The organism is Rhizobium sp. rho-13.1, from assembly GCF_007000305.1.
Lineage (GTDB): Bacteria > Pseudomonadota > Alphaproteobacteria > Rhizobiales > Rhizobiaceae > Rhizobium > Rhizobium rhododendri.
The window spans coordinates 717490-742291 of sequence record NZ_SCFL01000002.1; the positions used below are offsets into that span (position 1 = coordinate 717490).

Sequence of the window (24802 nt, forward strand, 5' to 3'; positions counted from 1 at the left end):
CATGAAAGTTGGCAAAGGCGCGGCAGGCGTGTTGCTCGACCGCAGCGGCGGCAGTGTCGAGGCCGTCTGCGCCATCGCCCGTCGGGAGGCCACGGTCTCGGTCGACAGCGACGCCATCTCCGGCATCGATGCCGCCTATGCCTGCCTCGTGCGCCACGCCGCGCAAGGCGAAGCCATTTACGGTGTCAGCACCGGCCTTGGCGCCGCCGTCGATACGCGCATCGATCCGGCGGAAGGCTCCGGCCAGTCGGCCATAGCGCGCCCAAGGGCGGTCGGCGTCGGCCGGTTCGCGGAGGTCGCGGAAGTCCGGGCGATGATGGCGAGCCGGCTTGCCCGCTTCTGCCTCGGCTATTCCGGCGTCTCGTCTCCTGTCGCCCTGACGCTCGCCGAAATGCTCAACCGGGGAATCCATCCCCGCGTGCCGATGACCGGCTCCATCGGCGAGGCGGATCTCGCGCCGCTCGCCCATATCGCCTTGACGATGACGGGAGAGGGTGTCGTCCTCTCCGGAGAGGGCAAGCTCCAGTCGGGCGCCGAGGCCTTTGCGTCGGCTGGTTTGGACCTGCCCGTCTTCGGCATCAAGGACGGCCTGTCGCTGATTTCCTCGAATGCTGCATCTGTCGGGCTCGCCTGCCTGCTGCTCGAAGACATCGGCTACGTCTTCGATGCCCATGTCGGTGCAGTGGCGCTGTCGTTCGAGGGGTTCCGGGCCAGCATCGATCCGCTCCATCCCCTTTCCGACCGTCTGCGACCGGGCCCCTGCCAAGGCGAGGTGGCCGCTGCGATCCGGGCGCTGCTCGAGGGCGGCGATCTCGTGGCCGGCAAGGGCGCGAGGCGGCTGCAGGACCCCCTCAGCCTGCGCTGCGCACCTGCCGTCTCGGGCACGGCGCTGCATGCCTTCCGGGCCGCCGTCGCCGCTACCGAACTCGAACTTCGCTCCAGCGACGATAATCCGTCGGTCATCGCCGATCAGGATATCGTGCTGCCGACCGGCAATTTCGATCCGACCCACATGGTTCTCGCCTTCGATACGCTGGGCCTCGCACTTGCGCGTCTGGCGGCGATGGCGGCGGAGCGGATGATGAAGTTGCTGTCGCCCGGTTTCTCGGACCTGCCGCGCTTTCTCGCCCCGGCGCAATCTGGCGCCAATGGCTTTGGCGCGCTGCAAAAGACCATCGCCGCGCTGACGGCGGAAATCGGCCATCTCGCCATGCCGATGCCGTTCGTGGTGACGCCGGTGGCCGACCGCGTCGAAGACTATGCCTCGATGTCGATGTCGGTCATCGACAAGACGAGGCAACTGGTGGCGAAGTGGCGCTATATGACCGCCATAGAGCTGATCGTCGCCGCCCGTGCCGTCGATCTCAGGGAAGGCATCGTGCTTGGACACGGCGCGCAATCCCTGTTTGAAAACATTCGCGCCATCGTGCCCCCGCTCGTCGCGGATCGCTCCTCGAGTGACGATATCCATGCGCTCGCCGACGCCATAGAGACGGCCCGGCTTCTTCCGCCACAGGCCCCAGGCAACGCCACAGCTCAGTTATAAAAGAAACGCCGCCGTAAAGTCTCGGGTAAGCTTACGCTGCTACAATAGAAATCCTATTCGATCTGACGCAAGCTGTGGGGCCACGCGATCATGACATCGACCTATCAGAGCTTTACGCTCGATACCCGTAATATGACGTCGACGTTGTCGCGAGTGTCCTCGCAGACGACGACCAAGCGCGATATCGACTATTACAATGCCCACATCGGCAATGTGAAGACGCTCGACGATCTCATGGGCGACTACCAGCTCTACAGCTACGCCATGAAAGCCTATGGCCTGGAAGACTTCACCTATGCCAAGGGCTTCATGAAGAAGGTCTTCTCCAGCGACCTCAGCGATGCCACCAGCTTTGCCAACCGCCTGAACGATCCGAAATACAAGCAGATTGCCGCCGCCTTCAACTTCGGTGCATCCGGCACGCCGACGGCGCAGACGGCTGCGACCTCGACGAAGATGTTCGGGGCAGCTGCCACCAAGACGACCGACGCTTCGATCGGCCTCTACCAGCAGTCCTTTGCCACGGAAGAGGCAGCGGCGAAGACCGAGACGGACTATTACGATGCCAATATTGGCTCCGTCAAAACAGTCGACGACTTACTGAAAAACACCCGCCTCAGGGATTACGTGCTGAAGGGCTACGGCATCGATCCGACGAACGTCTCGAACAGCTTCCTGAAGTCGATGCTGACCAGCGACCTCAGCGATCCCGCCAGCTTCGTTAACGTCAACGGCAGCGCGGCTGGCAAGGCGATTACGGCACAGTTCAATTTCAATGCCGACGGCACCATCTCCACCACGACAGCCGACGCGGACAAGGCCTATTACGAAGCCAACATCGGTGCGGTGAAGTCGGCGACCGATTTCGTCTCCGACCGTCGGCTTTTCGACTATGCCAAGGCAGCCTTCGGCGTCCCCTCGAAAGTCACGGACGTGCAGTTCGCCGCATCGGTGGCCGACGCTGCCACGGCGGAACGATACGGCCTGACCTCGACACTGGCGCAATTCAACTTCCAGGCGGATGGAAAGGTGGCCGATGGTGCTGTGATCCAGACCGCCGACCAGATCAGCACGACATCCGCAAACTATGTTGCCCAGTATAAAAGCCAGGCCCAGACCCTCGGCCAGCGCTCGGCAGTCATGGACGCCTATAACGACACGGTGCCCACCTTCGTTACCGGCGCCGCTGCAGCCGACGATGCCGCATACTACAAGGCAAACATCGGTTCGGTGACGTCTGTCGAGGAACTGACCCACAACAAGCGGCTCTTCGACTATGTCAAGATCGCCTACAATCTGGAGGGGCTCGACGGGCAGGCGAATGAAAATACGCTGCGCTATGACTTCGAGACGGCCATGGAAGACCCGACCTATGCCAAGCTGATCGGCTTTTCCGATGTGGTCGCGCAGTTCAACTTCCAGTCCGATGGCACCGTGGCATCGGGCACGCAGGCCCAGACGGCCGCCCAGCTCGCGGCTGCGACAAAATCCTACACCACCAACTACAAGGCGGAACAGGCGGCCACCACCGTCGATGCCGTGGCCAACTACAAGACCCGCATCGCGGCCGTGAAGACCATCGACCAGTTCTTTGCGAGCAACGCCACCGCCGACAAGAGCAAGGCAAACGACAATCTCCCCGAACTCTACCAGATGGCGTTGCGCTCCTATGGTATCGGCGAGACTGAGATCTCCAAGGGCCAGATGAAGAAGATCATGGAGAGCGATCCCTATGATCCGAAAAGCTACGTCAACACCCTGAAGGACGACCGTTTCGTCAATCTGGCAAAAGCGTTCAATTTCGACAGCGAGGGCAAACTGAAGCTGCCGGTCACGGCTCTCTCGACCACGCAGATCAACGCCTACATCTCGGAATATTCCAAGGACAGCAAACGCGGACTGACCGGCCCCGCTCTCACCAAGGCGGTCGCCCAGATCAAGACCGACGCCACCTATTTCGCGACCAAGATGGCCGATGTCACCAACCTGTCCGACTTCCTGAAGGACAGCAAGCTGACGAACTTCGTGCTGACGGCCAACGGCCTCGATCCGAAGAAGATCACCGCCGACACGCTGAAAAAGGCATTCACCTCGGATCCCGCCAAGGCCAACAGCTTCATCAACACTGCGGCGGGGGCGCAATTGAAGCCCATCGTCGACGCGTTCAACTTCGGCATCGACGGCAAGCTCGTGGACACCAAGCTCGGCTCGGCGCAGAACAAGGGCGCCCTGGATTCGACGAACGACCTCTACCTTCACCAGACCCTGGAAAAGCAGGAGGGCGAAACCAATGACGGCATCCGGCTTGCGCTCTATTTCCAGCGCCAGGCGCCTGCCATCAATTCCGTTTACGACATCATGGCCGACAGCGCGCTGTATTCAGTGATCACCACCACCTACAGCCTGCCCAGTGCCATTTCGTCGATGGATGTCGACGCGCAGGCAAAGCTACTGAAAAAGTTCATTAATATCGACGACCTGCACGACACAAAAAAGCTGAACAAGCTGCTGCAGCGCTTCTCGGTGGAATACGACCTGAAGAATAACAACACCGGATCGTCGTCGGCGCTCTCCATCCTGCAGCCCTCCGGATCCTTCGGCGTCAGCGCCGACACGTTGCTGTCGATCGCCCAGCTTAAGCGCGGTTAGTTTTATCGAGGAATGGGCGGTCCGGAGCCATAATCCGCAAGGGGCTCGGCCGCGCGTTGCGCGGCTCGGCCCGGCGGGTTAGCCCTGTGGCTGGAAAGCCAGGACCTGCCACTCGTTGTCGCCGACAAGACACGTCTTGCCGTAGAAGTTGGCGATCCCGTCATAGGCGTGACGGGTGGTGCGGAACTGCCGGCAGACCTGGCCGGTCGCATTGTTTTCGACAATCGTATCGATCACGCCGGCGCTGCCGGTCGAGGCATTGGCCCAGGCCAGAGGCTGGCCCTTGAGCTTACTGAGATCCGCCGATGTCACGGCGTTGCGCACGGTGACTTCGTCGGACACGGTATCGGAGGCGGGTGGCGTCTTCGAGACGGCACCTGTGGTCACCGACTTGTCCACCTTGGCGGAACTGAAAAGATCCATCCCGCCGGTGGTGCAGCCGGAAAGCGACAGAAGAGCGATGCCCATGGCAGCGATGATGCCGCGCTTTGAAAGCAGGCCCTTTGTATAGACTGTCGATCTTGTTATGACTTTCACCCGTATGTTGCTGGGCCAGACAAACCTGGACACTTTGATTAAAATCCGGAGCGCTTAACCAATATGTCGGAAAACGAGTTAACAAGCAGTGACTTCACCCTGCAAAACGAGCCTTTTGTGCTGTTTTCGAGCTGGTTGGAAGAGGCGCACGCCTCTGAGTTGAATGATCCGAATGCAGTTGCGCTGGCAACGGTGGATGAAGATGGTCTGCCGAACGTCCGCATGGTCCTCCTGAAGGGTTTCGATCACCAAGGATTCGTATTCTATACAAATTTCGAAAGTCAGAAAGGCCAAGAACTGCTTTCGGCGAAAAAAGCGGCCATGTGCTTTCACTGGAAATCGCTGCGACGCCAGGTGCGGTTGCGCGGTCCCGTCGAGGTGGTGACCAACGAAGAGGCCGACGAGTATTTCAAATCCCGGCCGCGCGGCAGCCGGATCGGCGCCTGGGCGTCGAAACAGTCACGGCCGCTGGAAAGCCGGTTCGCGCTGGAAAAAGCTGTCGCGGAATATACGGCGCGCTACGCCATCGGCGAAATCCCGCGTCCCGAAAACTGGTCCGGCTTCCGCATCCGCCCGCAGTCGATCGAGTTCTGGAAGGACGGCAAGTTCCGGCTTCACGACCGCATTGAGTTCCGCCGAACGGCCGAGGATGCGGCCTGGGATAAGGTACGCATGTATCCCTGACCAGTCATCCCTTTCCGACAATCCGCATGGGAATGCCGGAAGCCAGGGCCTCGACGTAACGGGGCTTCTGGTAATATCCGTTCAGGGAAATCCGCGGCAACAGCGTCATCGGCGCTGCTGCCGTTGAAAGCACGGTCCCCGGTCGCGTCGTCACGCCGACGGTAAACCCAAGGCTCGCCGCGATCTGTGCCTCGCGCGCCGATACCGCGCCGGCAGTGCCGTAGGGGTAGGCAACCGTGGTCGGGCGTCGGCCGGTGATGGCCGCCACATAATCCGCCGATTCGCGGATCTCGAAGGCGACTTCCGCGGGGCTGAGCCTTGCGAGCGCCCGATGGCTGACGGTATGGGCGCCGAGCGACGCCAGGGGGTGGCGCGCCAGTGCCTGAAGCTCGCCAAAATCCATGATCAGCGCGCGCACGATCTCCAGCGGCTGGATGCCTTCATCCTCTGCCAGCCAGTCGATGGCCGATACTGCCTCCATCTCGTCCGTCCCGTGCACGAAAGCTGCAAACCGCTCGAAGGCGAGTTGCTTTTGCTCGAGGTCGCCGACATCAAGCCGTTCCAGGCCCCGGCCAAAATCGAAGGCCAGCGTCTCGCGCTCCCTGAGGAGAACGGAAAGCGTCTCCCACCACATGCTGTGGGTTCGCTCGGAAAGCCCCTTGGCAACGAAGATCGTCACCGGGACGCCGTGCCGCTCGAACACGGGCAATGCATGCTCGACATTGTTGCGGTTGCCATCGTCCAGCGTGAATGCGGCAAAGCGGGTGGCCCCGCCAGCGGCTATGCGTTGCGGCAGTTCGTCGAGGGCCACAAAGACCCGCCCCTCCGCCTTCAGTTCGCGGATGGCCCGGTCGAGAAACTGCGGCGTGATTTCGAGGTGCCGGTTCGGCTCGAAGGGGAGGGGGCTGTACGGTCGCACATGGTGAAGAGTGAAGATCGCACCGACACCGGCGGCCGCCTTCATTGCCCCAAGCGATTTCAGCAGCAACGCCGCATCCAGCCCTGCGCCGACAACCGTCCGCTTGAGCCGGCGTCGGAGCTCTGGGCTGATGAAGTTTGCCATGATGTCGGTCCGGGTCTGGGGTCATGGCCAGGTTCGGCCAGGCCCAGAATAGGCCGATGCCACTTAACCCTTGCTAAATTATGCTTAAATTCGTCGATATTAACCTGCCCTTTACCGTGACACGTAAAATTGGCGGTCAAGCGCGATTATTGCCTCGATATCGCGCCAAAATCACGCTTTTGTCGCATAATTGCACAGCCGGCCGTCGCGGCGAGCTGGCATTTGTTTCGGTTGGGGACAGGTATGAAGAAAATCTGGGTGGCTCTCTCGGCAGCTGTCGTGCTGGCGAACTCGTCTATTGCCGCCTATGCCGGCAGTGCCTACTTCATCATGGATGCGAAGAACGGCAAGGTCCTGGCGTCGCAGAGTGCCGACGAGCTGAACCATCCGGCATCGCTCACCAAGATGATGACCCTCTATCTGGCCTTCGAGGCGCTGCATCGCGGCAAGCTCGGCTGGAACTCCGAACTCAAGGTGTCGAGCAACGCCGCCGGCAAGAGCCCCACCAAGCTCGGCCTTCGTCCGGGCACCACCGTCAGCGTCCGCGAAGCCGTCAATGGCATGATCATCAAGTCCGCCAACGACGCCGCGACCGTCATGGCCGAGGCGCTCGGCGGCAGCGAAAGCAACTTCGGGCGGATGATGACGGCCAAGGCCCGCCAGCTCGGCATGAGCCGGACCACCTTCGTCAATCCATCGGGTCTCCCCGATCCTCGCCAGATCACCACCGCCCGCGACATGTCGACGCTCGCCGTCGCGCTGATCAACGACTATCCGACCGAGTATCGCCTGTTTTCGCAGACCGGCTTCGTCTATCGCGGCCGGCCGATCCGTGGCCACAACAACCTGATGTACCGCTACAAAGGCATGGACGGCATCAAGACCGGCTACACCAATGCCTCCGGCTTCAACATCGTCAGCACGGTGCGCGATGGCAATCGCCGCCTCATCGGCGTCGTCCTCGGGGGCCCCACGGCGCGTGCCCGCGACGACAAGATGGCCGGATTGCTTAATCGATACATGAGCCAGGCATCGTCCGGCGGCGGCAGCCGTCTGGTCGCAAGTATCGGTGGCCGTGCTGCTCCCCGTGAAGTCGAGGTCGCATCCGCATCGCCTGACATCGATGTGCCGGCTCCCCTGGCGCCGCGCCGTACCACCGTCATCACCCGCACGGTCGCCACGGCGACCGGTCTTGCCGTGCCGATCGAACGGCCGCAAGCGATGCAGGAAATAGTCAACAGGGCCGAGGCGGAGGACGATGCGCCTTCGGCTGAGATGACGGCATCGACCGGCTCGTCTGGTGGTGCCTGGCAGGTTCAGATCGCCGCCACGCCTTCTGCCAAGGCGGCCAAGGATCTGCTGGCGACGGCACAGGCGAAGACCGGCGGCCCGCTGCTGAACGCCTTTGCCTACACGGAAGAAGCCGGCAAGGGCTCGAAGAAGGTCTATCGCGCCCGCTTCGTCGGCTTCGAAAGCCGCGCCGCCGCCGACAATGCCTGCAGCGCGCTGAAGAAACACGATTTCAAATGCATGGCGATGCCGGGCTGACTTTGGCCACGTCCGCTGTCCTTTCACCCGTCGGGATAGACGCCGACGGGTGAATCATGCATCTCTCCATCAGAACGTATGGAGAACGAAATGCTTGGCGATTTGTCTGCGAAGTTCGAAGAAGCGTCACGGTCTTACGCCGAGCAGAACGGCATCATCCGCGACACTGAGTGGTTCTTGCTGAAGCTGCAGGAAGAGGTCGGGGAACTGACGCAGGCCTTCAACCGCAAGACCGGCAGGGGCCGTCGAAAAGGCCTGTCGGACGAGCAGCTCGCAGAGACTATGGAAGATGAAGCCGCAGACGTCCTGGGCCACATCCTGCTCTTTGCAAAGGCCCACGATCTCGACATTGCAGCTGCTGTCGAGCGGAAGTGGCGGTTCACGCCCGATATCCGCTGAAAGCCGTCACGGCTAGACCACATCCGATATGGCCGACCGCATCGATTTCCGAGCCTTAAGCCTTCGTCCCACCCACAGTCACCTGATCCATCCGCAGATGCGGCTGGCCGACGCCGACGGGGACCCATTGGCCGCCTTTGCCGCAATTGCCGATGCCGGTGTCGAGGCTGGTGTCGTTGCCGATCATCGAGACGCGCTTCATCGCATCCGGGCCGTTGCCGATCAGCATGGCGCCCTTGATCGGCGCGCCGATCTTGCCGTTTTCGATCATGTAGGCCTCGGTGCAGCCGAAGACGAACTTGCCGGAGGTGATGTCGACCTGGCCGCCGCCGAAGGAAACTGCGTAAATGCCCTTCTTGACCGACGCGATGATTTCGGCCGGTGTCTTGTCGCCGGACAGCATGAAGGTGTTGGTCATGCGCGGCATCGGCACGTGGGCGTATCCCTGCCGGCGGCCGTTGCCGGTCGGCTGCATGCCCATCAGCCGGGCGTTCTGGCGATCCTGCATGTAGTTGACCAGCTTGCCGTTCTCGATCAGCACGTTGTAGGCCGACGGCGTACCTTCGTCGTCGATGGTGATCGAGCCGCGGCGGTTTTCGATGGTGCCGTCGTCGACGACGGTCACTCCCGGCGCAGCGACCATCTCACCCATCAGCCCGGCAAAGGCGGAGGTCTTCTTGCGGTTGAAATCGCCTTCGAGCCCATGTCCGACGGCCTCGTGCAGCATGACGCCCGGCCAGCCATTGCCGAGCACGACATCCATCGTGCCGGCCGGCGCTTCCAGGGCGTCGAGGTTGACCAGTGCCTGGCGTAGCGCCTCGTCGGCCCCGTAGTGCCAGTTGTCCCCGGTGATGAAATCGCCAAAGCCGACGCGGCCGCCCGTGCCGTAGGAGCCGGATTCCTGCCGGTCGCCGTCGCCGACCATGACTGAAATATTGATGCGCGTCATCGGTCGGATGTCGCGGACGCGGTGGCCGTCGGCGCGCAGGATGTCGACGACCTGCCAGGAGGCGGCGACCGATGCAGTGACCTGGCGGACCTTGCCGTCCTTGTCGCGCAGATAGCTGTCGATCTGCTGCAGGAGCTTGGCCTTGTCCTCGAAGCTCGGGCTGCCGATCGGGTTTTCGTCGCTGTACAGCCGCGTGTTCGTGCGCTGCGGGGCCGCGGCGTAGGAGCCGGCATAGCCGCGCGTCACTGCGCCGACCGCATCGGCCGCGCGCTTCAGGGCGGCTTCTGAGAGATCGCCGGCATGGGCATAGCCGACCGCCTCGCCGGCGACGCTGCGCAGGCCAAAGCCCTGTTCGGTGTTGAAGCTGCCGCCCTTCATCCGTCCGTTGTCGAATGTCAGCGATTCCGACTGGACGTGTTCGACGAAGAGTTCGCCATCGTCGGCGCCGTTGAGCGCATCGGCGACGATGCTGCGCAGCTTGGTTTCGTCGGTGTCGAACAGGGTAAGCAGATCGGTGTTCATGAAATTGGTACTCCGTTCATGCCGATGTAGGTCCGGCGCGCAGGCAGAGCAAGCCCGGCGATCAGGGAAGGGCCGTATAACCTTCGGCAAAGCCTTTCAGGTCGACGGGAATGCCGATGCCTTCTTCCTGCGTCTGGAAGACGGTGAAGGTCGCGGTCGTGCCTTTGCGCAGGGTGCCGAGCAATTGCTCCTCGAGCACGACTTCGGCGTAGCAGCCATCCGAGAAGCAGCGGGCGAAATAGGCGTTGCCGATGTCGGCGCCATCGATGTACAGGCCGAGACCGTTCGGCAGCAGCACGCTCAGTGGCGCCTGTACCCTGAGCAGTCCGGTCTTGCCGCCGGGCGCCTTGGACACGGCAACCGAAATCTGCATCTCCGGCCGCTCCTGCGACACGACGCTCTGCATCAGCACGCATTTCTTGTTGGGGCTGTTGTCCGCAGTGCCGCAGACTTCCGTCCAGGCGCCGAAGGTGGTCTTCGCCTGGCTGGAAGCGGGTGGAGGCGTGGCGGGTGCGGGAGCCGGTGCCGGCTGTGCTTCAGGGGCGGGGGCAGGCGCTGCCGGTTGCGGGGCGGGCGTCGTCTGCGCCGTGGCGGGTACGCTGGCGACCGCCCATGCAAGAAGCGCCGCGGCGACAGTGCGGGGTACCCAAAAGCCGGCAAGTAAACCAAACCGCATTGAAGCCTCTTCCAAGAAGGTCGCGCGCCCCGCAGAACGGGACGCCATGAACCGTTAAGTCCCGGCGATCACGCCGGAGACATCACGGCAGGACATCGTAGCCTTCGCCAAATCCCTTGAGATCGACGGGGATACCGATCTTATCCTTATCCGCAGCCTCGCGTACGGAAAAGACCGCAGTTGATCCGGAGCGCAGCATTTTCAAAAGATTATCGTCCAAAGCGACTTCCGCATAGCAGCCATCGGCAAAACAGCGCACGAATTGCGTCTTGCCGAGGTCTTTTCCATCGACGATCAGCCCGAGGCCACCATCGGTCGGCTGGAAAGGATTGAGCAGAACGCCGAGCGGCGCCAGCACGCGCAGGATCTTCGCCTTGCGGTCGGCCGTTTTCAGCACCACGACGGAAAGCCCGACCTCCGGCCGGTCCTCGGCGATCACATTCTGCATCAGCGCGCACTGGTTGGTCTGGGCGCCGGCAGGCTTGTCGCAGATCACAGACCATGCGCCGTGCATCGACTGGACGGTGCCGGGCGGCTGCTGTCCGCCCTGCGGCACAGGCACTTGTTGTACAGGCACCTGCGCCGGCGCCGGTGTCGGCGTGGCGGTCTGCGGCTGCTGGGCGAATGCGGGCAGTGAAGCCGAAGCGGCGATGCCTGCCGCCAGCAACCCAAGCCGCGCGAGGGAACGAAAACCCATGGAAACCCCTAGTTTCGAATCATTGCGGCCATTCTTGCGGGTGCACCCGTCAAATGAAAGCCCTGGACGCTGGATTCCATTTTCACTGCGGCGGAAATAGGACCTGCAGGCGCTTTTGTCCAAGGCTCCTGCACTGCCGCTCGGTGATTTTTCGTAAAGTTACACAATAGTTCGCGCATCTTAGCCCTGCCGAAAGATTAGACCGAGCAAAAATGCCGCACAGGCAAACACTCGGGAATTGTTGCTGCCACGGTGAAACTGTGGTTTGAAGAAGATGAGGAATGGTGGGATTCTGCGTTTGAACGGAGAGGGTTCAAGCGCTTTAGGGAGATACATCGTCATGAAGAGGACCAATGCAGTTCTGGCGTCGCTCGCCTGTCTGCTCTTTACGACCCGTAGTTTCGCCGATCAACCGATGCCGTGGCAGATGGGGATGCAGCCCTCGGCAACGCCGATCATGAGCCAGGTGCGATGGTTCGAGCAATATACGCTCTGGTTCATCGTGCCGATTACGCTGTTCGTGCTGGCCCTCCTCATCATCGTCATGATCAAGTTTCGCGCCAGCAAGAACCCCGTCCCATCGCGCACCAGCCACAACACGCTGATCGAAGTCGCATGGACCATCGGACCGGTGCTGGTGTTGCTGTTCCTTGCCGTCCCATCCTTCGACCTTCTGACCGCGCAGCTGACATTCCCGAAAAATCCCGACGTCACCGTCAAGGTCACGGGGACGCAGTGGCAGTGGAACTACGAATACGAGAACACCGGCGATACGCCGCTGGCCTTTGACTCCTACATGCTGAAGGATCCGGACCGCGCCGCATCCGGCAAGACTGACAAGGCGATCTATCCGCGCCTGCTTGCCGTTGACAACGAACTCGTGCTGCCGGTCAACAAGGTCGTCCGCGTGCTGGTGACGGCGGCGCCGACCGATGTCATCCATTCCTTTTCCATGCCGTCATTCGCCATCAAGACCGACGCCGTGCCCGGCCGCCTGAACGAGACCTGGTTCAAGGCCGAGCGTGAAGGCATGTTCTACGGCCAGTGTTCGGAGCTCTGCGGCAAGGACCATGCGTTCATGCCGATTGCCATCCGGATCGTCTCCGAGGACAGATACAAGCAATGGCTGACCGTCGCCTCGAGCGACCTGGGCAAGGCCAACAAGGCGCTTATGGCCGAGGTCGACACGCCGTCTAAGACGGTCGATGTCGCCGCGAACGTCGCGCAGTAATCCGGGGGGAGATGATTAACATGGCTGGTTCCGCCACACACGACAAGCTGTCCGATGCTCACGGTCACGACGACGCCCATGCGCATGGCGAACAACACGCGCACAAGCCGAGCTTTGCCAATCGCTGGCTGTTCTCGACCAACCACAAGGACATCGGCACGCTTTACCTGATCTTCGCGATCATCGCCGGCGTCATCGGCGGTATCCTGTCCGTGCTGATGCGTATGGAGCTGCAGGAGCCGGGCATCCAGATCTTCAATGGTCTCGCCGCCATGGTCTACGGGTACTCCGGCGATGCCGCCATTGACGGCGGCAAGCAGATGTACAACGTCTTCACGACCGCGCACGCGCTGATCATGATCTTCTTCATGGTCATGCCGGCGATGATCGGCGGCTTTGCCAACTGGATGGTGCCGATCATGATTGGCGCGCCGGACATGGCTTTCCCGCGCCTCAACAACATCTCCTTCTGGCTGATCGTCCCTGCCTTCATCCTGCTGCTGATGTCGATGTTCGTCGAAGGTCCGGCAGGCGCCTACGGGGCCGGCGGCGGCTGGACGCTCTATCCGCCCTTGTCTTCGACCGTCGGCCATCCCGGACCGGCAGTCGATCTGGTGATCTTCGCGCTGCACATCGCCGGTGCCTCGTCGATCCTCGGCGCCATCAACTTCATCACCACCATCCTCAACATGCGCGCCCCCGGCATGACGCTGCATAAGATGCCGCTGTTTGCCTGGGCCGTGCTGATCACCGCCTTCCTGCTGCTGCTGTCTCTGCCGGTTCTGGCCGGTGCGATCACCATGCTGCTGACGGACCGCAATTTCGGCACAACCTTCTTTGCGCCTGAAGGCGGCGGCGATCCCGTGCTGTTCCAGCACCTGTTCTGGTTCTTCGGCCACCCGGAAGTCTACATCCTGATCCTGCCCGGATTCGGAATGATCAGCCACATCGTCTCGACCTTCTCGAAGAAGCCGATCTTCGGCTATCTCGGCATGGCCTATGCCATGGTCGCCATCGGTGCCGTCGGCTTCGTCGTGTGGGCGCATCACATGTATGCTGTCGGCCTGTCGCTCGATACGCAGCGCTACTTCGTCTTTGCCACCATGGTCATCGCGGTGCCGACCGGGGTGAAGATCTTCTCCTGGATCGCCACCATGTGGGGCGGCTCGATCTCGTTCCGCACGCCGATGATCTGGGCTATCGGCTTCATCTTCCTGTTCACCGTCGGTGGCGTCACCGGCGTGCAGCTTGCCAATGCCGGTTTCGACCGTCCGGTCCACGATACCTACTACGTCGTCGCCCACTTCCATTATGTTCTGTCGCTCGGTGCCGTGTTTGCAATCTTTGCGGCCTGGTACTATTGGTTGCCGAAGATGTGCGGCTACATGTACAATGAGAAGATCGGCAACCTGCACTTCTGGGTGATGTTCGTCGGCGTCAACATGGTGTTTTTCCCGCAGCATTTCCTCGGCCTTGCCGGCATGCCGCGCCGCTACATCGATTATCCGGACGCCTTTGCCGGCTGGAACTTCGTGTCCTCGATCGGCTCCTATATCTCCGGCGTCGGCGTGCTGATCTTCCTTTACGGCGTCTACGACACGTTTGCGAAAAAGCGCGTTGCCGGTGATAATCCCTGGGGCGAGGGCGCAACCACACTCGAATGGCAGCTTTCGTCGCCGCCGCCCTACCACCAGTGGGAAGAGCTCCCGCGCATCAAATAATCGCTTTCGGAGCGCCGCCCGACGGGCGGCGTTTTGATCGAGACAAAACTGGACTGTGTAATGACCGTTATCGACAACCACGAGATCCTGGCTTCCGAAGGCGACCTCGGCCTGTCGCAGGCCAGTGCGCGCGATTACTTCGAGCTTCTGAAGCCGCGCGTGATGCAGCTCGTGGTGTTCACCGCGCTGGCCGGCCTGGTGCTGGCGCCCGGTCACATCAATCCGTTCATTGCCGTCATCTCGATCCTCTGCATCGCCGTTGGAGCCGGTGCCTCCGGCTCCCTCAATATGTGGTATGATGCAGACATCGACGCCATCATGACCCGCACCGCCAAGCGGCCTATCCCGTCCGGCCGCGTGACCGGCTCGGAAGCGCTCGGCTTCGGACTGGTGCTGTCCGGCTTCTCGATCACCATTCTGGCGCTCGCCGTCGGCTGGCTGCCTGCCGCCATTCTCGCCTTCACGATCTTCTTCTACGCCGTCGTCTACACGATGTGGCTGAAGCGCTCGACGCCGCAGAACATCGTCATTGGCGGTGCTGCCGGCGCATTTCCGCCGGTCATCGGCTGGGCCTGCGTCACCGGCACCGTGCCGATGGAAAGCATCGTCCTGTTCCTCATCATCTTCCTCTGGACGCCGGCCCACTTCTGGGCGCTGGCACTGTTCAAGATGAAGGATTACGGCTCCGTCGGCGTGCCCATGCTGCCGAATGTCTCGGGCATTCCGACCACCAAGAACCAGATCGTCGTCTACGCCGTGCTAACCGCCGTTGTCGGTGTGGCACCGACCATGATGGGCATGTCCTCGATCGGCTACGGGATCGTCGCCGGCATTCTCGGCGCCATCTTCGTCTACTGTTCGATCACCGTCTGGCGGATGCCGGAAACCGATGTGAAGATGGTCCCGGCCAAGCGGATGTTCGCCTATTCGATCTTCTACCTCTTTGCCATCTTCTCGGCCCTGATGATCGACCGTCTGGTGACGGTGCTGGCCTCGGGCACCGGAGGCTGGTTCTGATGGAAACCGTCAAGCTCACCGCCGCCCAGAAGAAATCGAGACGCGGGCGCAATGTCGCTCTCGGACTGGTGCTTGCGGGGCTGGTGGTGATTTTCTACGTGATGACGATCATCAAGATCGGCACGGGACATTAAGGGAGAGGCTCTTTGGAGGAGGAGACGTCAGGGAGAGCAAGATCGGTCGGGCGCAACAACGGCCTGATCGTTCTGATGTGCCTGAGCTTCGTGGTCGGCATGGGCGCGATGAGCTATGCCGCTGTGCCGCTCTATCGCATGTTCTGCCAGGTCACCGGCTTCAACGGTACGACGCAGCGCGTCGAGCAGGCTTCGACCGTAGTGCTCGACAAGCGCATCCGCGTCACATTTGATGCCAACGTCGCCTCGGGCGTGCCCTGGGACTTCAAGTCGATGCAGCGCGAGGTCGATCCGAAGATCGGCGAGACGATCATGATCAAGTTCGTCGCCGAGAACAAATCAGACCAGCCGACCCGCGCGCAGGCGATCTTCAACGTCTCGCCGATCGAGGCCGGCGCCTATTTCAACAAGGTGCAGTGTTTCTGCTTTAACGAGACGGATCTTGCGCCGGGGGAAAAGCGCGAGATGCCGGTGGTTTTCTACATTGATCCGGAGATTACCAAGGCGGCGGAAACCAAGGACATCGGCACGCTGACGCTGTCCTATACGTTCTATCCGCGGGATGACGCCAAACCCGTGGCATCGAACGAGGCTGCGGCCAAGGTCGGGGTGAAGAAGCTTTAGGGAGGAGGGCATCCGGTTTACCGGCTGCCTTAAGGGAAAAGTTACTCGGGGATTGCTGATATGGCTGACGTACACCAGAAGAACCACGATTATCACATCATCGATCCGAGCCCCTGGCCGATCCTTGCGGCGATCGGCGCGCTCGTCATTACCTTCGGTGGCGTGGCCTATATGCGCTATCTCAACAACAGCCCGTTCAAGCTGTTCGGCATCGATTTCGCCAGCCCCTGGCTGTTCTTCATCGGCCTCGTCGTCATCCTCTACGTCATGTACGCCTGGTGGGCAGATACGGTGAAGGAAGCCCATGAGGGCGCCCATACCCGCGTCGTGTCGCTGCACCTGCGCTACGGCATGATCATGTTCATCGCTTCGGAAGTGATGTTCTTCGTCGCCTGGTTCTGGGCCTATTTCGACGTCAGCCTGTTTCCGAACGAAGCCATCCAGGCCTCGCGCGTCATATTCACCGGCGGACAATGGCCACCGAAGGGTGTCGAGGTGCTCGATCCCTGGCATCTGCCGATCTACAACACCATCATCCTCCTGCTGTCGGGCACGACCGTCACCTGGGCCCATCACGCGCTGCTGCACAACGACCGCAAGGGCATGATCACCGGTCTGGCGCTTACGGTTGCCTTGGGCGTACTGTTCTCCAGCGTCCAAGCCTATGAATATGCCCACGCGCCGTTTGCCTTCAAAAGCTCGATCTACGGCGCTACATTCTTCATGGCGACGGGTTTCCATGGCTTCCACGTGCTGATCGGCACCATCTTCTTGGCTGTCTGCCTGATCAGGGCGATGCGTGGCGATTTTACGCCGACCCAGCATTTCGGCTTCGAGGCCGCCGCCTGGTACTGGCATTTCGTCGACGTGGTCTGGCTGTTCCTGTTCTTCGCCATCTACATCTGGGGCGGCTGGGGCGCACCCGTCGCCGGATGACGAAGGCGGCGATGGCACGTCCTTGACGCTGGTGCCTGTTGGATGTCGCCCTAAGGCGAGTAGAGTTTTGCGGGGCGGGAGCAAGGCTTTTCGTATCCCGCCTGGAAGGCATGACATCATGGTCAACGACACTGCCCATTTCCCGCCGGTTGATCCCATCAGGGTCGGCCTCCGGGGTCGCTGCCCGCGATGCGGACAGGGTGCGTTATTCGATGGTGTCCTAGCGCTGAAGCCTCGTTGCGCTGCCTGCAACCTCGATTTCTCCTTCGCCGACAGTGGCGATGGCCCGGCTGTTTTCGTCATCCTCATCGTCGGCTTCATCGTCATCGGTCTGGTCCTCTGGCTGCAGGTCAATTACGGCCCGCCAATCTGGGTCCACGGGATATTGTTCGGCCCTCTGACCATTCTCCTGTCGCTTTTGTCGCTGCGCTGGAGCAAGGGCATCTTCGTGGCGCTGCAATACCGTCACGACGCCAGCGAAGGACAAATCGAACGTGACTGACGTGCCGATCCAAAAGCCGGGGGCAAATGCCGCTTGGCAGGCTTTCAAGGTCCTGCTGCTTCTCTCGGTTCTTGCCGTGCTGCTTGCACTCGGCACCTGGCAGGTCCAGCGTCTCAAATGGAAGGAAGGCTTGATTGCCGATATTACCGAAAGGCAGGCCGCAGCGCCGATCCCGCTGGGTGATATCGAGGCGATGGCTGCGCGCGGCGGCGATATCGAATATCGCCGCGTGACGACGTCCGGCCGCTATCTCAACGACAAGGAGCGCCATTTCTTCGCCACCTATAACGGCATGTCGGGCTTCTACATCTACACGCCGCTCGAACTCGATGGCGGTCGCCTGCTCTTCGTCAACCGGGGCTTTGTTCCCTACGACCAGAAGGAGGCGAAGACCCGCGAAAAAGGCCAGCTCTCCGGCATGCAGGCCGTAGCCGGGCTTGCCCGCGCCAAATTGCCCTCCAAGCCGTCGTCGCTGCTGCCGGACAACGACATTGCCAAGAACATCTTCTACTGGAAGGATTTGGACGTGATGGCCTCCAGCGTCGGGCTGGATGCTAAAAGGGTGCTTCCCTTCTTCGTCGATGCCGATGCAACGCCCAATCCTGGCGGCCTGCCGGTCGGCGGCGTGACCATTGTCGACCTGCCCAACGACCATCTGCAATATGCCGTCACCTGGTATGGCCTGGCGGCAGCGCTGGTTGCCATCGTCGCGATTTCCTGGCTGCGTAAACGCCATCCGGATGCCCCGGCGCAGTAGGCATGTTTCGCGCAACCCTGTGCGGATGCAATAGAATTGCTTCAATTCATCGGCACTTTAGGCTAGATGGGCGGGCAGGGCGCACCTATCTGTGGTTAGCCCTTGTCCCCGGGCTTTTGGAAAAGACATGAACATCGCCGTTTCGAAACCTGCCCTGACCATTCGCCTCTGCGGCCCCCGCGGCTTCTGCGCCGGCGTCGACCGTGCCATCCAGATCGTTGTGCTGGCGCTCAAGGCCTATGGCGCGCCGGTCTATGTCCGCCACGAGATCGTCCACAATCGCTACGTCGTCGAAGGTCTTGAGGCCAAGGGCGCAATCTTCGTCGAGGAACTCGGCGAAATCCCGCCGGAACACCGCAAGCAGCCTGTCGTCTTCTCCGCCCATGGCGTTCCGAAATCCGTGCCGGCCGATGCCGACAGCCGCAACCTCTTCTATCTCGATGCGACATGCCCGCTGGTCTCCAAGGTCCATAAACAGGCCATGCGCCACAACCGGCTAGGCCGCCATGTGGTGCTGATTGGCCACGCCGGCCATCCGGAAGTGATCGGCACGATGGGTCAACTGCCCGAAGGCACGGTGTCGCTGGTCGAGACGATTGCCGATGTCGATGCCTATGTGCCGGTCGATCCGGACAATCTCGGCTACGTCACGCAGACGACGCTGTCGGTGGACGACACGGCCGGCGTCATCGCTCGCCTGCAGGAGCGCTTTCCGAACCTGACCGCGCCGTCTGCCGATTCGATCTGCTATGCCACCACCAACCGCCAGGAAGTGGTGAAGCAGGCGGCACCCGGCTGCGACCTCTTCATCATCGTCGGTGCGCCGAATTCCTCAAATTCGAAGCGGCTTGTCGAGGTGGCGTTGAGGGCGGGCGCAAAACAATCTGTTCTCGTCCAGCGCGCGTCGGAAATCGACTGGGACAATATGGGCGATATCGCTACGGTGGGCCTGTCCGCCGGCGCCTCTGCCCCGGAGGTGATCGTCAACGAGATCATCGAGGCTTTCCGGCAGCGCTACGATGCGGCGGTCGAACTTGCCGAGACGGTCAAGGAAACCGAGAACTTCCTGGTCAATCGCGAGCTGCGGGATGTCGAGTTGACGACTGCCGACATGGCTTTCGTCAACGGCGAATAAATAACATCAGCGACGCCAACCCAGGAATAATCCGTGGCCGTTTACACAGACATTACCGAAGACGATCTCAAGACCTTTTTGACAGAGTATGATTGCGGCGAACTCACCTCCTACAAGGGGATCGCAGAGGGTGTCGAGAATTCTAATTTCCTGCTGCACACGACGCGCGAGCCGCTGATCCTGACGCTCTATGAAAAACGCGTCGAAAAGGACGACTTGCCGTTCTTCCTGGGCCTGATGCAGCATCTTTCGGCGCGGGGCCTGTCGTGCCCGCTTCCCCTGCCGCGCCGCGATGGCGCTCTTCTCGGCGAACTCTCCGGCCGCCCTGCCGCGTTGATTTCGTTTCTCGAGGGCATGTGGCTGCGCAAGCCCGAGGCGCACCACTGCCGCGAGGTCGGCATCGCGCTTGCAAAGATGCATGTCGCAGGCGAGGGCTTTGCCATCGCCCGGCCGAACGCGCTCTCCTGCGCCGGGTGGCAGCCGCTGTGGGACAAGTCTGAAGCCCGCGCCGACGAGGTCGAGCCCGGCCTGCGGGATGAGATCCGGTCGGAACTGGCTTTCTTCGAGGCGAACTGGCCGAAAGACCTGCCGACCGGCGTCATCCATGCCGACCTGTTCCCCGACAATGTCTTTTTCCTCGGCGACCAGCTTTCCGGGCTGATCGATTTCTACTTCGCCTGCAACGACATGCTGGCCTATGACGTGTCGATCTGCCTCAATGCCTGGTGCTTCGAAAAGGACGGCGCTTACAACGTCACCAAGGGTATGGCCATGCTCGATGGCTACCAGAGCATCCGGCCGCTCAGCGACGCCGAGATCGAGGCGCTGCCGACGCTGGCGCGGGGCTCGGCGCTGCGCTTCTTCCTGACGCGGCTCTACGATTGGCTGATGACGCCGGCCGGCGCCATGGTCACCAAGAAGGACCCGCTGGAATATCTGCGCAAGCTGCGCTTTCATCGCACGGTTGCCACGGGCGCCGAATATGGGTTGGCCAAAGCATGAAACATGTCGATATCTTCACCGACGGCGCCTGCTCGGGAAATCCTGGGCCGGGCGGCTGGGGCGCCGTGCTGCGCTACGGCGATGTCGAGAAGGACCTCTGCGGTGGCGAGGCCGAGACGACCAACAACCGAATGGAACTGATGGCGGCGATCTCGTCGCTGGGTGCGCTCAAGGATGCCTGCGAGGTCGATCTCTACACGGACTCGAAATACGTCATGGACGGCATTTCGAAATGGATTCACGGCTGGAAGAAGAACGGCTGGAAGACCGCCGACAAGAAGCCGGTGAAGAACGCCGAGCTCTGGCAGGCTCTCGACGCCGCCCACAGCCGCCACAAGGTCACCCTGCACTGGGTCAAGGGCCACGCCGGCCACATCGAGAACGAGCGTGCCGATGAACTCGCCCGCAAGGGCATGGAGCCGTTCAAGAAGCGCTGAAGCCGGCTGCAAGACAGACAACAAGCATGTTGCCGCCCGTCGTTTTCCCGGTATGGTGCGGCGGTCACCCGGGGAGGTTTCACATGATCCTGCACTGCGTATTTCTGCGCTTCAAGGCCGCCGTCACGGCGCCGGAAAAGCAATCCATATTTGAAGCGATCGTCGCATTGAAGCAGGTTATTCCAGGCATTCTCGACGTAAAATATGGCCCGAATGTCTCGCCGGAAGGCTTGCATGGCGGCTTCGTCGATGGCTTCGCCGTGACCTTCGAAAGCGGCGCTGCCCGCGATGCCTATCTCGTCCACCCCGAGCACGTCGCCGTCGGCGAACGCATCGTCTCGTCCACCGATGGCGGCCTGGCCGGATTGCTGGTGTTCGATCTCAATATCTGAAAACGGTGCAGGTAGAAGGATCTGGAGGGATGTCCGGCATCCCTCCAGCTGTGCCTGATCAGAGCTGCCCGATCATCGTTGCTGCGGCCGAGACCGTCGCTTCGCCGGGGTTTTCCTCGACGTTCAGTGTCTTGACGACGCCGTCTTCTACCAGCATCGAGTAGCGCTTCGAGCGCACGCCAAGACCGCCGCCCGAGAGATCGGCGTCGAGGCCGAGCGCCTTGGTGAAGGCGGCATCCCAGTCGGCGAGGAAATGGATCTTGCCCATGCCACCCGATTGCTGTGCCCATGCACCCATCACATGCCAGTCATTAACGGAAACGACGGCAACTTCATTGACACCCTTTGCGAGGATGGCATCGAGGTTCTCGAGGTAGCCCGGCAGATGGTTCAGCGAGCAGGTTGGCGTGAAGGCGCCGGGGACGGCGAAGAGCACGACGCGCTTGCCCGAAAACAGCGTGTCCGTGGAGATTTCGGTCGGGCCGTCGGCTGTCTTTTCCTTGAACGTGGCGGCGGGAATTTTCTCGCCGATGGCAATAGTCATGCGTCTCTCCTGGTTTTTTCTGTCGCGTGCGTCTGAACGCCCGTCGATATCTATGATCGCTCTACTCCATGACAAGCGTCGTTTCCATCGCGCGGCTGCCGTTCACGACCAGTATGCCCCAACTCTTGCCGTGTACAACATAGGTCTTCGGCAATTTGCCGATTGTCAGTGCGACCTCCACATCGCGACCGCTGCGGCTGGCGCTGGCCTGCTTGAAAAACACATAGCCGCTGGGGCCGGTCACGTAGATCTGGGGAATGGCGTCGCCAGCGTCCGGCAAGGTGAGATGCAACGACAATGTCTTGCCGTCTGGCGACAGGCTGTGGCTCTTGACGCCGAAATCGGCCGAAGGTTTCTGTGGAAGCGCTGCCGCTGCATCGGTGACGATGGCTGCATCCCCGGCATCGTCGGACGAACCCGGCGGCGGCAACGTCACGCTCATGGTTGCCTGGAAGGGAACGCAGATATCCTTGCAGACGCCGATAAAGGCCGTGATATCGAGTTTTCGCTCGCCGGCGGCATTGATATCGAGCGGCAGGCTGATGGGCGCATCGTAGCCGACCTCATGGACATTTCCGAGCGAGATGAGCTTTGGCACCGGATAGCCGATAGTGTCGATTGTCGCCTTGCTTCCCGCAGGCAGCGTGAGTTGCGGCGGGATGCCGCTTTCACCGGGCTCGCGCCAGTAGGTGATCCAGCCGGGACCCGGCTCGATCTGCAATACAGCCTTTACGTGGCCGCTGACGTCGGCGGGCGTTGCCACCACCCGCATCCGGCCGCCATCGCTGGTTGCCCAGTCGCTTGTCGCCGCATGGGTAGCGGACGCGAGCATCAAGGAGACGGCAAAAATACCTGCCGCCGTCATCGGGATCCGGAAAAGTCTGGGATAGAAAATCATGGAAACAGCGTTAGACGAAGGCGGCCGCACGCGCATCATGCGATTTTTAGCAATCGATCATTTTCAGTTGATTGATCCGTCACATTACCCCATCTTTATCCGGGGGGCATAATCAAGAGCAGTGAGGAGACAGGATGTCGTTATCGACGCTGAAGTACAAAGGTGCACGCGGCTTTCTCGACGGTCAGTTTCTGATCGCAATGCCGGGAATGGCGGACAGTAACTTTGCCCGGACGGTTGTCTATATCTGTGCCCATTCGGATGCCGGAGCGATGGGTTTCATTATCAACCGGTCGCAGAACCTCAGCTTCACCGATGTTCTTCTGCATCTCGACATGATCAAGACTGACGATGCCATCATGCTGCCGGATCGTGCCCGCAGTTTTCCGATCCAGACCGGAGGCCCGGTCGAGAGCGGTCGAGGCTTCGTCCTGCACTCCGACGATTACAAGAGCGAGAGCAGCATCGCTGTCAGCGATGACATCAGCCTGACGGCAACGCTCGATATCATCCGCGCGATTTCCAACGGCAACGGCCCGAAAAAGGCGACGATGCTGCTCGGTTATGCCGGCTGGAGCGCCGGGCAGCTGGAGGCCGAAGTCAGCAATAACGGCTGGCTGAATTGCGCGCCGAGTGAAGAGCTTATCTTCGACCGCAGCCTTGATGATAAATACGAGCGGGCGCTGGCACTGCTCGGCGTCACGCCGGCGATGTTGTCGAGCGAAGCAGGCCACGCCTGATAAACCAGCGCCACCACTGGAACGATATCCGACTGTTGACGTTTTTCCTGCACGACGCACGCAACGTACGTCGCCAACCAGGGAGTGAGACACATGGGTAGCACCAGCGACAAGATTTCCGGTAAGGCCAATGAATTGACCGGCAAGGCGAAGGAAGCCGTCGGCAAGGCCACTGGCGACAACGAGACGCGTGCTAAGGGCGCCGTTCAGGAAGCCAAAGGCAAGGCCCAGGTTGCCGAAGGCAAGGCCAAGGACAAGCTCAAGGACGCCGTCGATCGCGCCTGAGCGAACTGAATAAAGACTTCAAGCCTGCCGCGCCAAAGCGTGGCGGGCTTTTCGACATTTAAGACCGTCGTCGAAAAGGACCGGGCCCATGCGATTGTTTGACTGCGACTCCTGTGGACAGTCGGTGCATTTCGACAATCGCCAGTGCGTCCGCTGCGGCCACCGCCTGGGTTTCGTTCCAGACCGGCTGAAGATGTACGCGCTGGAACCCGACCAGGAGCCGGACTGGCACATCGTTTCAGAACCGTCTCGCTCGCTGCGCTTTTGCTCGAATGCGGCGCTGGATCTCTGCAACTGGATGGTCGATTCCGACGATCCGCAAGGCTTCTGTGCGGCCTGCCGCCATAACAGGCTGGTGCCGAATACCGGGACATCCGAGGGTGTCGACCGCTGGCGCCGGATAGGGCAGGCACAGCGCCATCTGTTTTATTCACTTTTGCGCCTCGAACTGCCGCATCCCGATCGCAGCGAAGATCCGCAGGGCGGTCTGGTGTTCGATTTCCTCGAGGACAAGATCAACAGCGCCGGCTTCGTCGTGCCCGCCATGACCGGCCACGACGACGGCCTGATTGCCATCCGCGCCGCCGAGGCGGACGACGTGACGCGCGAAATGGCGCGCATGTCGATGCACGAGCCCTACCGGACGCTGCTCGGCCACTTCCGCCACGAGACCGGCCATTTCATCTGGAACAAGCTGGTCCGCGACGTCAATAATTTCGACGGCTTCCGCGAGGTGTTCGGCGACGAACGCGAGGACTATGGCGCAGCACTGCGGCGCCATTACGAGAACGGGGTGCGTGCGGATTGGCAGAGTAGCTTTATCAGCGCCTATGCCAGTTCCCATCCCTGGGAAGATTTCGCCGAGTGCTTTGCGCACTATCTCCACATCGTCGATACGCTGGAGACAGCCCGTGCTTTCGGCATCGCGGTCGATCCGCGCGGGCATGAGGAGATGGCGTCGGAGGTGGATTTCAATCCCTACAGGGCGCACGATGCCGAGCAGCTTGTTTCCGCCTGGGTGCCGCTCAGTGTCGCCGTGAACAGCATCCAGAGGAGCATGGGACAGCCGGACTCGTACCCATTTGTCCTGTCGCCGCCGGTGGTGAGGAAACTCGATTACCTGCTGCGGCTCATCCGTGACGCAGCAGCAGGCCAGACGATGCAGGCGGCCTGACCA

The 24802-nt window shown here is 61.3% G+C and carries 27 protein-coding genes; 20 read left to right on the plus strand and 7 right to left on the minus strand.

Going from position 1 to position 24802, the window contains the following annotated elements; translation table 11 throughout:
- The first annotated feature begins 1 nt into the window (after window position 1).
- Together EQW76_RS09885 and EQW76_RS09890 are read left to right on the plus strand one after the other, a co-directional pair.
- Window positions 2-1546 carry an aromatic amino acid ammonia-lyase gene (locus EQW76_RS09885; RefSeq protein WP_142824194.1) on the plus strand — a complete coding sequence of 515 codons (1545 nt, stop codon included), beginning with the start codon at window positions 2-4 and terminating at the stop codon, window positions 1544-1546.
- 90 nt (window positions 1547-1636) lie between these two features.
- Entirely contained in the window at window positions 1637-4195 is a 2559-nt protein-coding gene (locus EQW76_RS09890) for a DUF1217 domain-containing protein (protein WP_142824195.1), read from the plus strand.
- 78 nt (window positions 4196-4273) lie between these two features.
- Here EQW76_RS09890 and EQW76_RS09895 read toward each other — a convergent pair whose 3' ends face one another.
- The gene (locus EQW76_RS09895) at window positions 4274-4732 is read right to left on the minus strand and encodes an RT0821/Lpp0805 family surface protein (protein WP_142824196.1); all 459 of its coding nucleotides are present in this window, start codon (window positions 4730-4732) and stop codon (window positions 4274-4276) included.
- Window positions 4733-4795: 63 nt separating this feature from the next.
- Here EQW76_RS09895 and pdxH point away from each other — a divergent pair, with 63 nt between their 5' ends.
- Window positions 4796-5416 carry a pyridoxamine 5'-phosphate oxidase gene (pdxH, locus tag EQW76_RS09900; RefSeq protein ID WP_142824197.1) on the plus strand — a complete coding sequence of 207 codons (621 nt, stop codon included), beginning with the start codon at window positions 4796-4798 and terminating at the stop codon, window positions 5414-5416.
- Window positions 5417-5420: 4 nt separating this feature from the next.
- Here pdxH and EQW76_RS09905 read toward each other — a convergent pair whose 3' ends face one another.
- A complete protein-coding gene (locus EQW76_RS09905) occupies window positions 5421-6467 on the minus strand; it encodes a polysaccharide deacetylase family protein (RefSeq protein WP_142824469.1) in 1047 nt (348 codons plus the stop codon).
- A 255-nt stretch (window positions 6468-6722) separates the two neighbouring features.
- Here EQW76_RS09905 and EQW76_RS09910 point away from each other — a divergent pair, with 255 nt between their 5' ends.
- Complete coding sequence (locus EQW76_RS09910) at window positions 6723-8027, plus strand: D-alanyl-D-alanine carboxypeptidase (RefSeq protein ID WP_142824198.1); 1305 nt, start codon at window positions 6723-6725, stop codon at window positions 8025-8027.
- A 90-nt stretch (window positions 8028-8117) separates the two neighbouring features.
- The gene (locus EQW76_RS09915; protein WP_142824199.1) at window positions 8118-8426 is read left to right on the plus strand and encodes a MazG nucleotide pyrophosphohydrolase domain-containing protein; all 309 of its coding nucleotides are present in this window, start codon (window positions 8118-8120) and stop codon (window positions 8424-8426) included.
- A gap of 55 nt (window positions 8427-8481) precedes the next feature.
- On the opposite strand, the gene tldD is transcribed toward EQW76_RS09915, so the two are convergent.
- From tldD to EQW76_RS09930, 3 genes are all read right to left on the minus strand, one after another.
- The gene (gene tldD, locus EQW76_RS09920; protein WP_142824200.1) at window positions 8482-9897 is read right to left on the minus strand and encodes a metalloprotease TldD; all 1416 of its coding nucleotides are present in this window, start codon (window positions 9895-9897) and stop codon (window positions 8482-8484) included.
- A gap of 61 nt (window positions 9898-9958) precedes the next feature.
- On the minus strand, window positions 9959-10573 hold the full coding sequence (locus EQW76_RS09925) for an invasion associated locus B family protein (protein ID WP_142824201.1): 615 nt from the start codon (window positions 10571-10573) through the stop codon (window positions 9959-9961).
- A gap of 82 nt (window positions 10574-10655) precedes the next feature.
- Entirely contained in the window at window positions 10656-11270 is a 615-nt protein-coding gene (locus EQW76_RS09930) for an invasion associated locus B family protein (RefSeq protein WP_142824202.1), read from the minus strand.
- A 340-nt stretch (window positions 11271-11610) separates the two neighbouring features.
- Between EQW76_RS09930 and coxB the strand changes: the two genes are divergently transcribed.
- The 12 genes from coxB to EQW76_RS09990 all read left to right on the plus strand — a co-directional run bounded on the left by coxB (window position 11611) and on the right by EQW76_RS09990 (window position 21158).
- On the plus strand, window positions 11611-12501 hold the full coding sequence (gene coxB / locus EQW76_RS09935; protein WP_142824203.1) for a cytochrome c oxidase subunit II: 891 nt from the start codon (window positions 11611-11613) through the stop codon (window positions 12499-12501).
- Between the two features lie 20 nt (window positions 12502-12521).
- Window positions 12522-14222, plus strand: a complete 1701-nt coding sequence (ctaD, locus tag EQW76_RS09940) for a cytochrome c oxidase subunit I (protein WP_142824204.1) — start codon at window positions 12522-12524, stop codon at window positions 14220-14222.
- Between the two features lie 60 nt (window positions 14223-14282).
- The gene (locus EQW76_RS09945) at window positions 14283-15239 is read left to right on the plus strand and encodes a heme o synthase (RefSeq protein WP_142824205.1); all 957 of its coding nucleotides are present in this window, start codon (window positions 14283-14285) and stop codon (window positions 15237-15239) included.
- Entirely contained in the window at window positions 15239-15373 is a 135-nt protein-coding gene (locus tag EQW76_RS30140) for a hypothetical protein (protein ID WP_142824206.1), read from the plus strand. Before EQW76_RS09945 ends, EQW76_RS30140 begins: the two co-directional genes overlap by 1 nt.
- Before the next feature lie 75 nt (window positions 15374-15448).
- Window positions 15449-15997, plus strand: a complete 549-nt coding sequence (locus EQW76_RS09955) for a cytochrome c oxidase assembly protein (protein WP_244615291.1) — start codon at window positions 15449-15451, stop codon at window positions 15995-15997.
- Window positions 15998-16057: 60 nt separating this feature from the next.
- Window positions 16058-16933 (plus strand): cytochrome c oxidase subunit 3, encoded by an 876-nt coding sequence (locus tag EQW76_RS09960; RefSeq protein WP_142824208.1) that lies wholly within the window; start codon window positions 16058-16060, stop codon window positions 16931-16933.
- Between the two features lie 118 nt (window positions 16934-17051).
- On the plus strand, window positions 17052-17435 hold the full coding sequence (locus EQW76_RS09965) for a DUF983 domain-containing protein (protein WP_142824209.1): 384 nt from the start codon (window positions 17052-17054) through the stop codon (window positions 17433-17435).
- 1 nt (window position 17436) lies between these two features.
- On the plus strand, window positions 17437-18192 hold the full coding sequence (locus EQW76_RS09970) for an SURF1 family protein (protein ID WP_224128096.1): 756 nt from the start codon (window positions 17437-17439) through the stop codon (window positions 18190-18192).
- A 127-nt stretch (window positions 18193-18319) separates the two neighbouring features.
- Window positions 18320-19327, plus strand: a complete 1008-nt coding sequence (gene ispH, locus EQW76_RS09975; protein WP_142824211.1) for a 4-hydroxy-3-methylbut-2-enyl diphosphate reductase — start codon at window positions 18320-18322, stop codon at window positions 19325-19327.
- Between the two features lie 33 nt (window positions 19328-19360).
- Complete coding sequence (locus tag EQW76_RS09980) at window positions 19361-20329, plus strand: homoserine kinase (RefSeq protein WP_142824212.1); 969 nt, start codon at window positions 19361-19363, stop codon at window positions 20327-20329.
- Window positions 20326-20766 carry a ribonuclease HI gene (gene rnhA, locus EQW76_RS09985; RefSeq protein ID WP_142824213.1) on the plus strand — a complete coding sequence of 147 codons (441 nt, stop codon included), beginning with the start codon at window positions 20326-20328 and terminating at the stop codon, window positions 20764-20766. Before EQW76_RS09980 ends, rnhA begins: the two co-directional genes overlap by 4 nt.
- An 83-nt stretch (window positions 20767-20849) precedes the next feature.
- Complete coding sequence (locus EQW76_RS09990) at window positions 20850-21158, plus strand: Dabb family protein (protein ID WP_111217796.1); 309 nt, start codon at window positions 20850-20852, stop codon at window positions 21156-21158.
- A 58-nt stretch (window positions 21159-21216) separates the two neighbouring features.
- Here EQW76_RS09990 and EQW76_RS09995 read toward each other — a convergent pair whose 3' ends face one another.
- Entirely contained in the window at window positions 21217-21702 is a 486-nt protein-coding gene (locus tag EQW76_RS09995) for a peroxiredoxin (protein WP_142824214.1), read from the minus strand.
- A gap of 61 nt (window positions 21703-21763) precedes the next feature.
- A complete protein-coding gene (locus EQW76_RS10000) occupies window positions 21764-22600 on the minus strand; it encodes a protein-disulfide reductase DsbD domain-containing protein (RefSeq protein WP_244615283.1) in 837 nt (278 codons plus the stop codon).
- 134 nt (window positions 22601-22734) lie between these two features.
- Between EQW76_RS10000 and EQW76_RS10005 the strand changes: the two genes are divergently transcribed.
- From EQW76_RS10005 to EQW76_RS10015, 3 genes are all read left to right on the plus strand, one after another.
- Window positions 22735-23340 (plus strand): YqgE/AlgH family protein, encoded by a 606-nt coding sequence (locus EQW76_RS10005; protein ID WP_142824215.1) that lies wholly within the window; start codon window positions 22735-22737, stop codon window positions 23338-23340.
- Window positions 23341-23433: 93 nt separating this feature from the next.
- The gene (locus EQW76_RS10010; RefSeq protein ID WP_111217804.1) at window positions 23434-23625 is read left to right on the plus strand and encodes a CsbD family protein; all 192 of its coding nucleotides are present in this window, start codon (window positions 23434-23436) and stop codon (window positions 23623-23625) included.
- A gap of 88 nt (window positions 23626-23713) precedes the next feature.
- Window positions 23714-24799, plus strand: coding sequence for a putative zinc-binding metallopeptidase (locus EQW76_RS10015; RefSeq protein ID WP_142824216.1), 1086 nt, complete (start codon window positions 23714-23716; stop codon window positions 24797-24799).
- The last annotated feature ends 3 nt before the right edge of the window (window positions 24800-24802 follow it).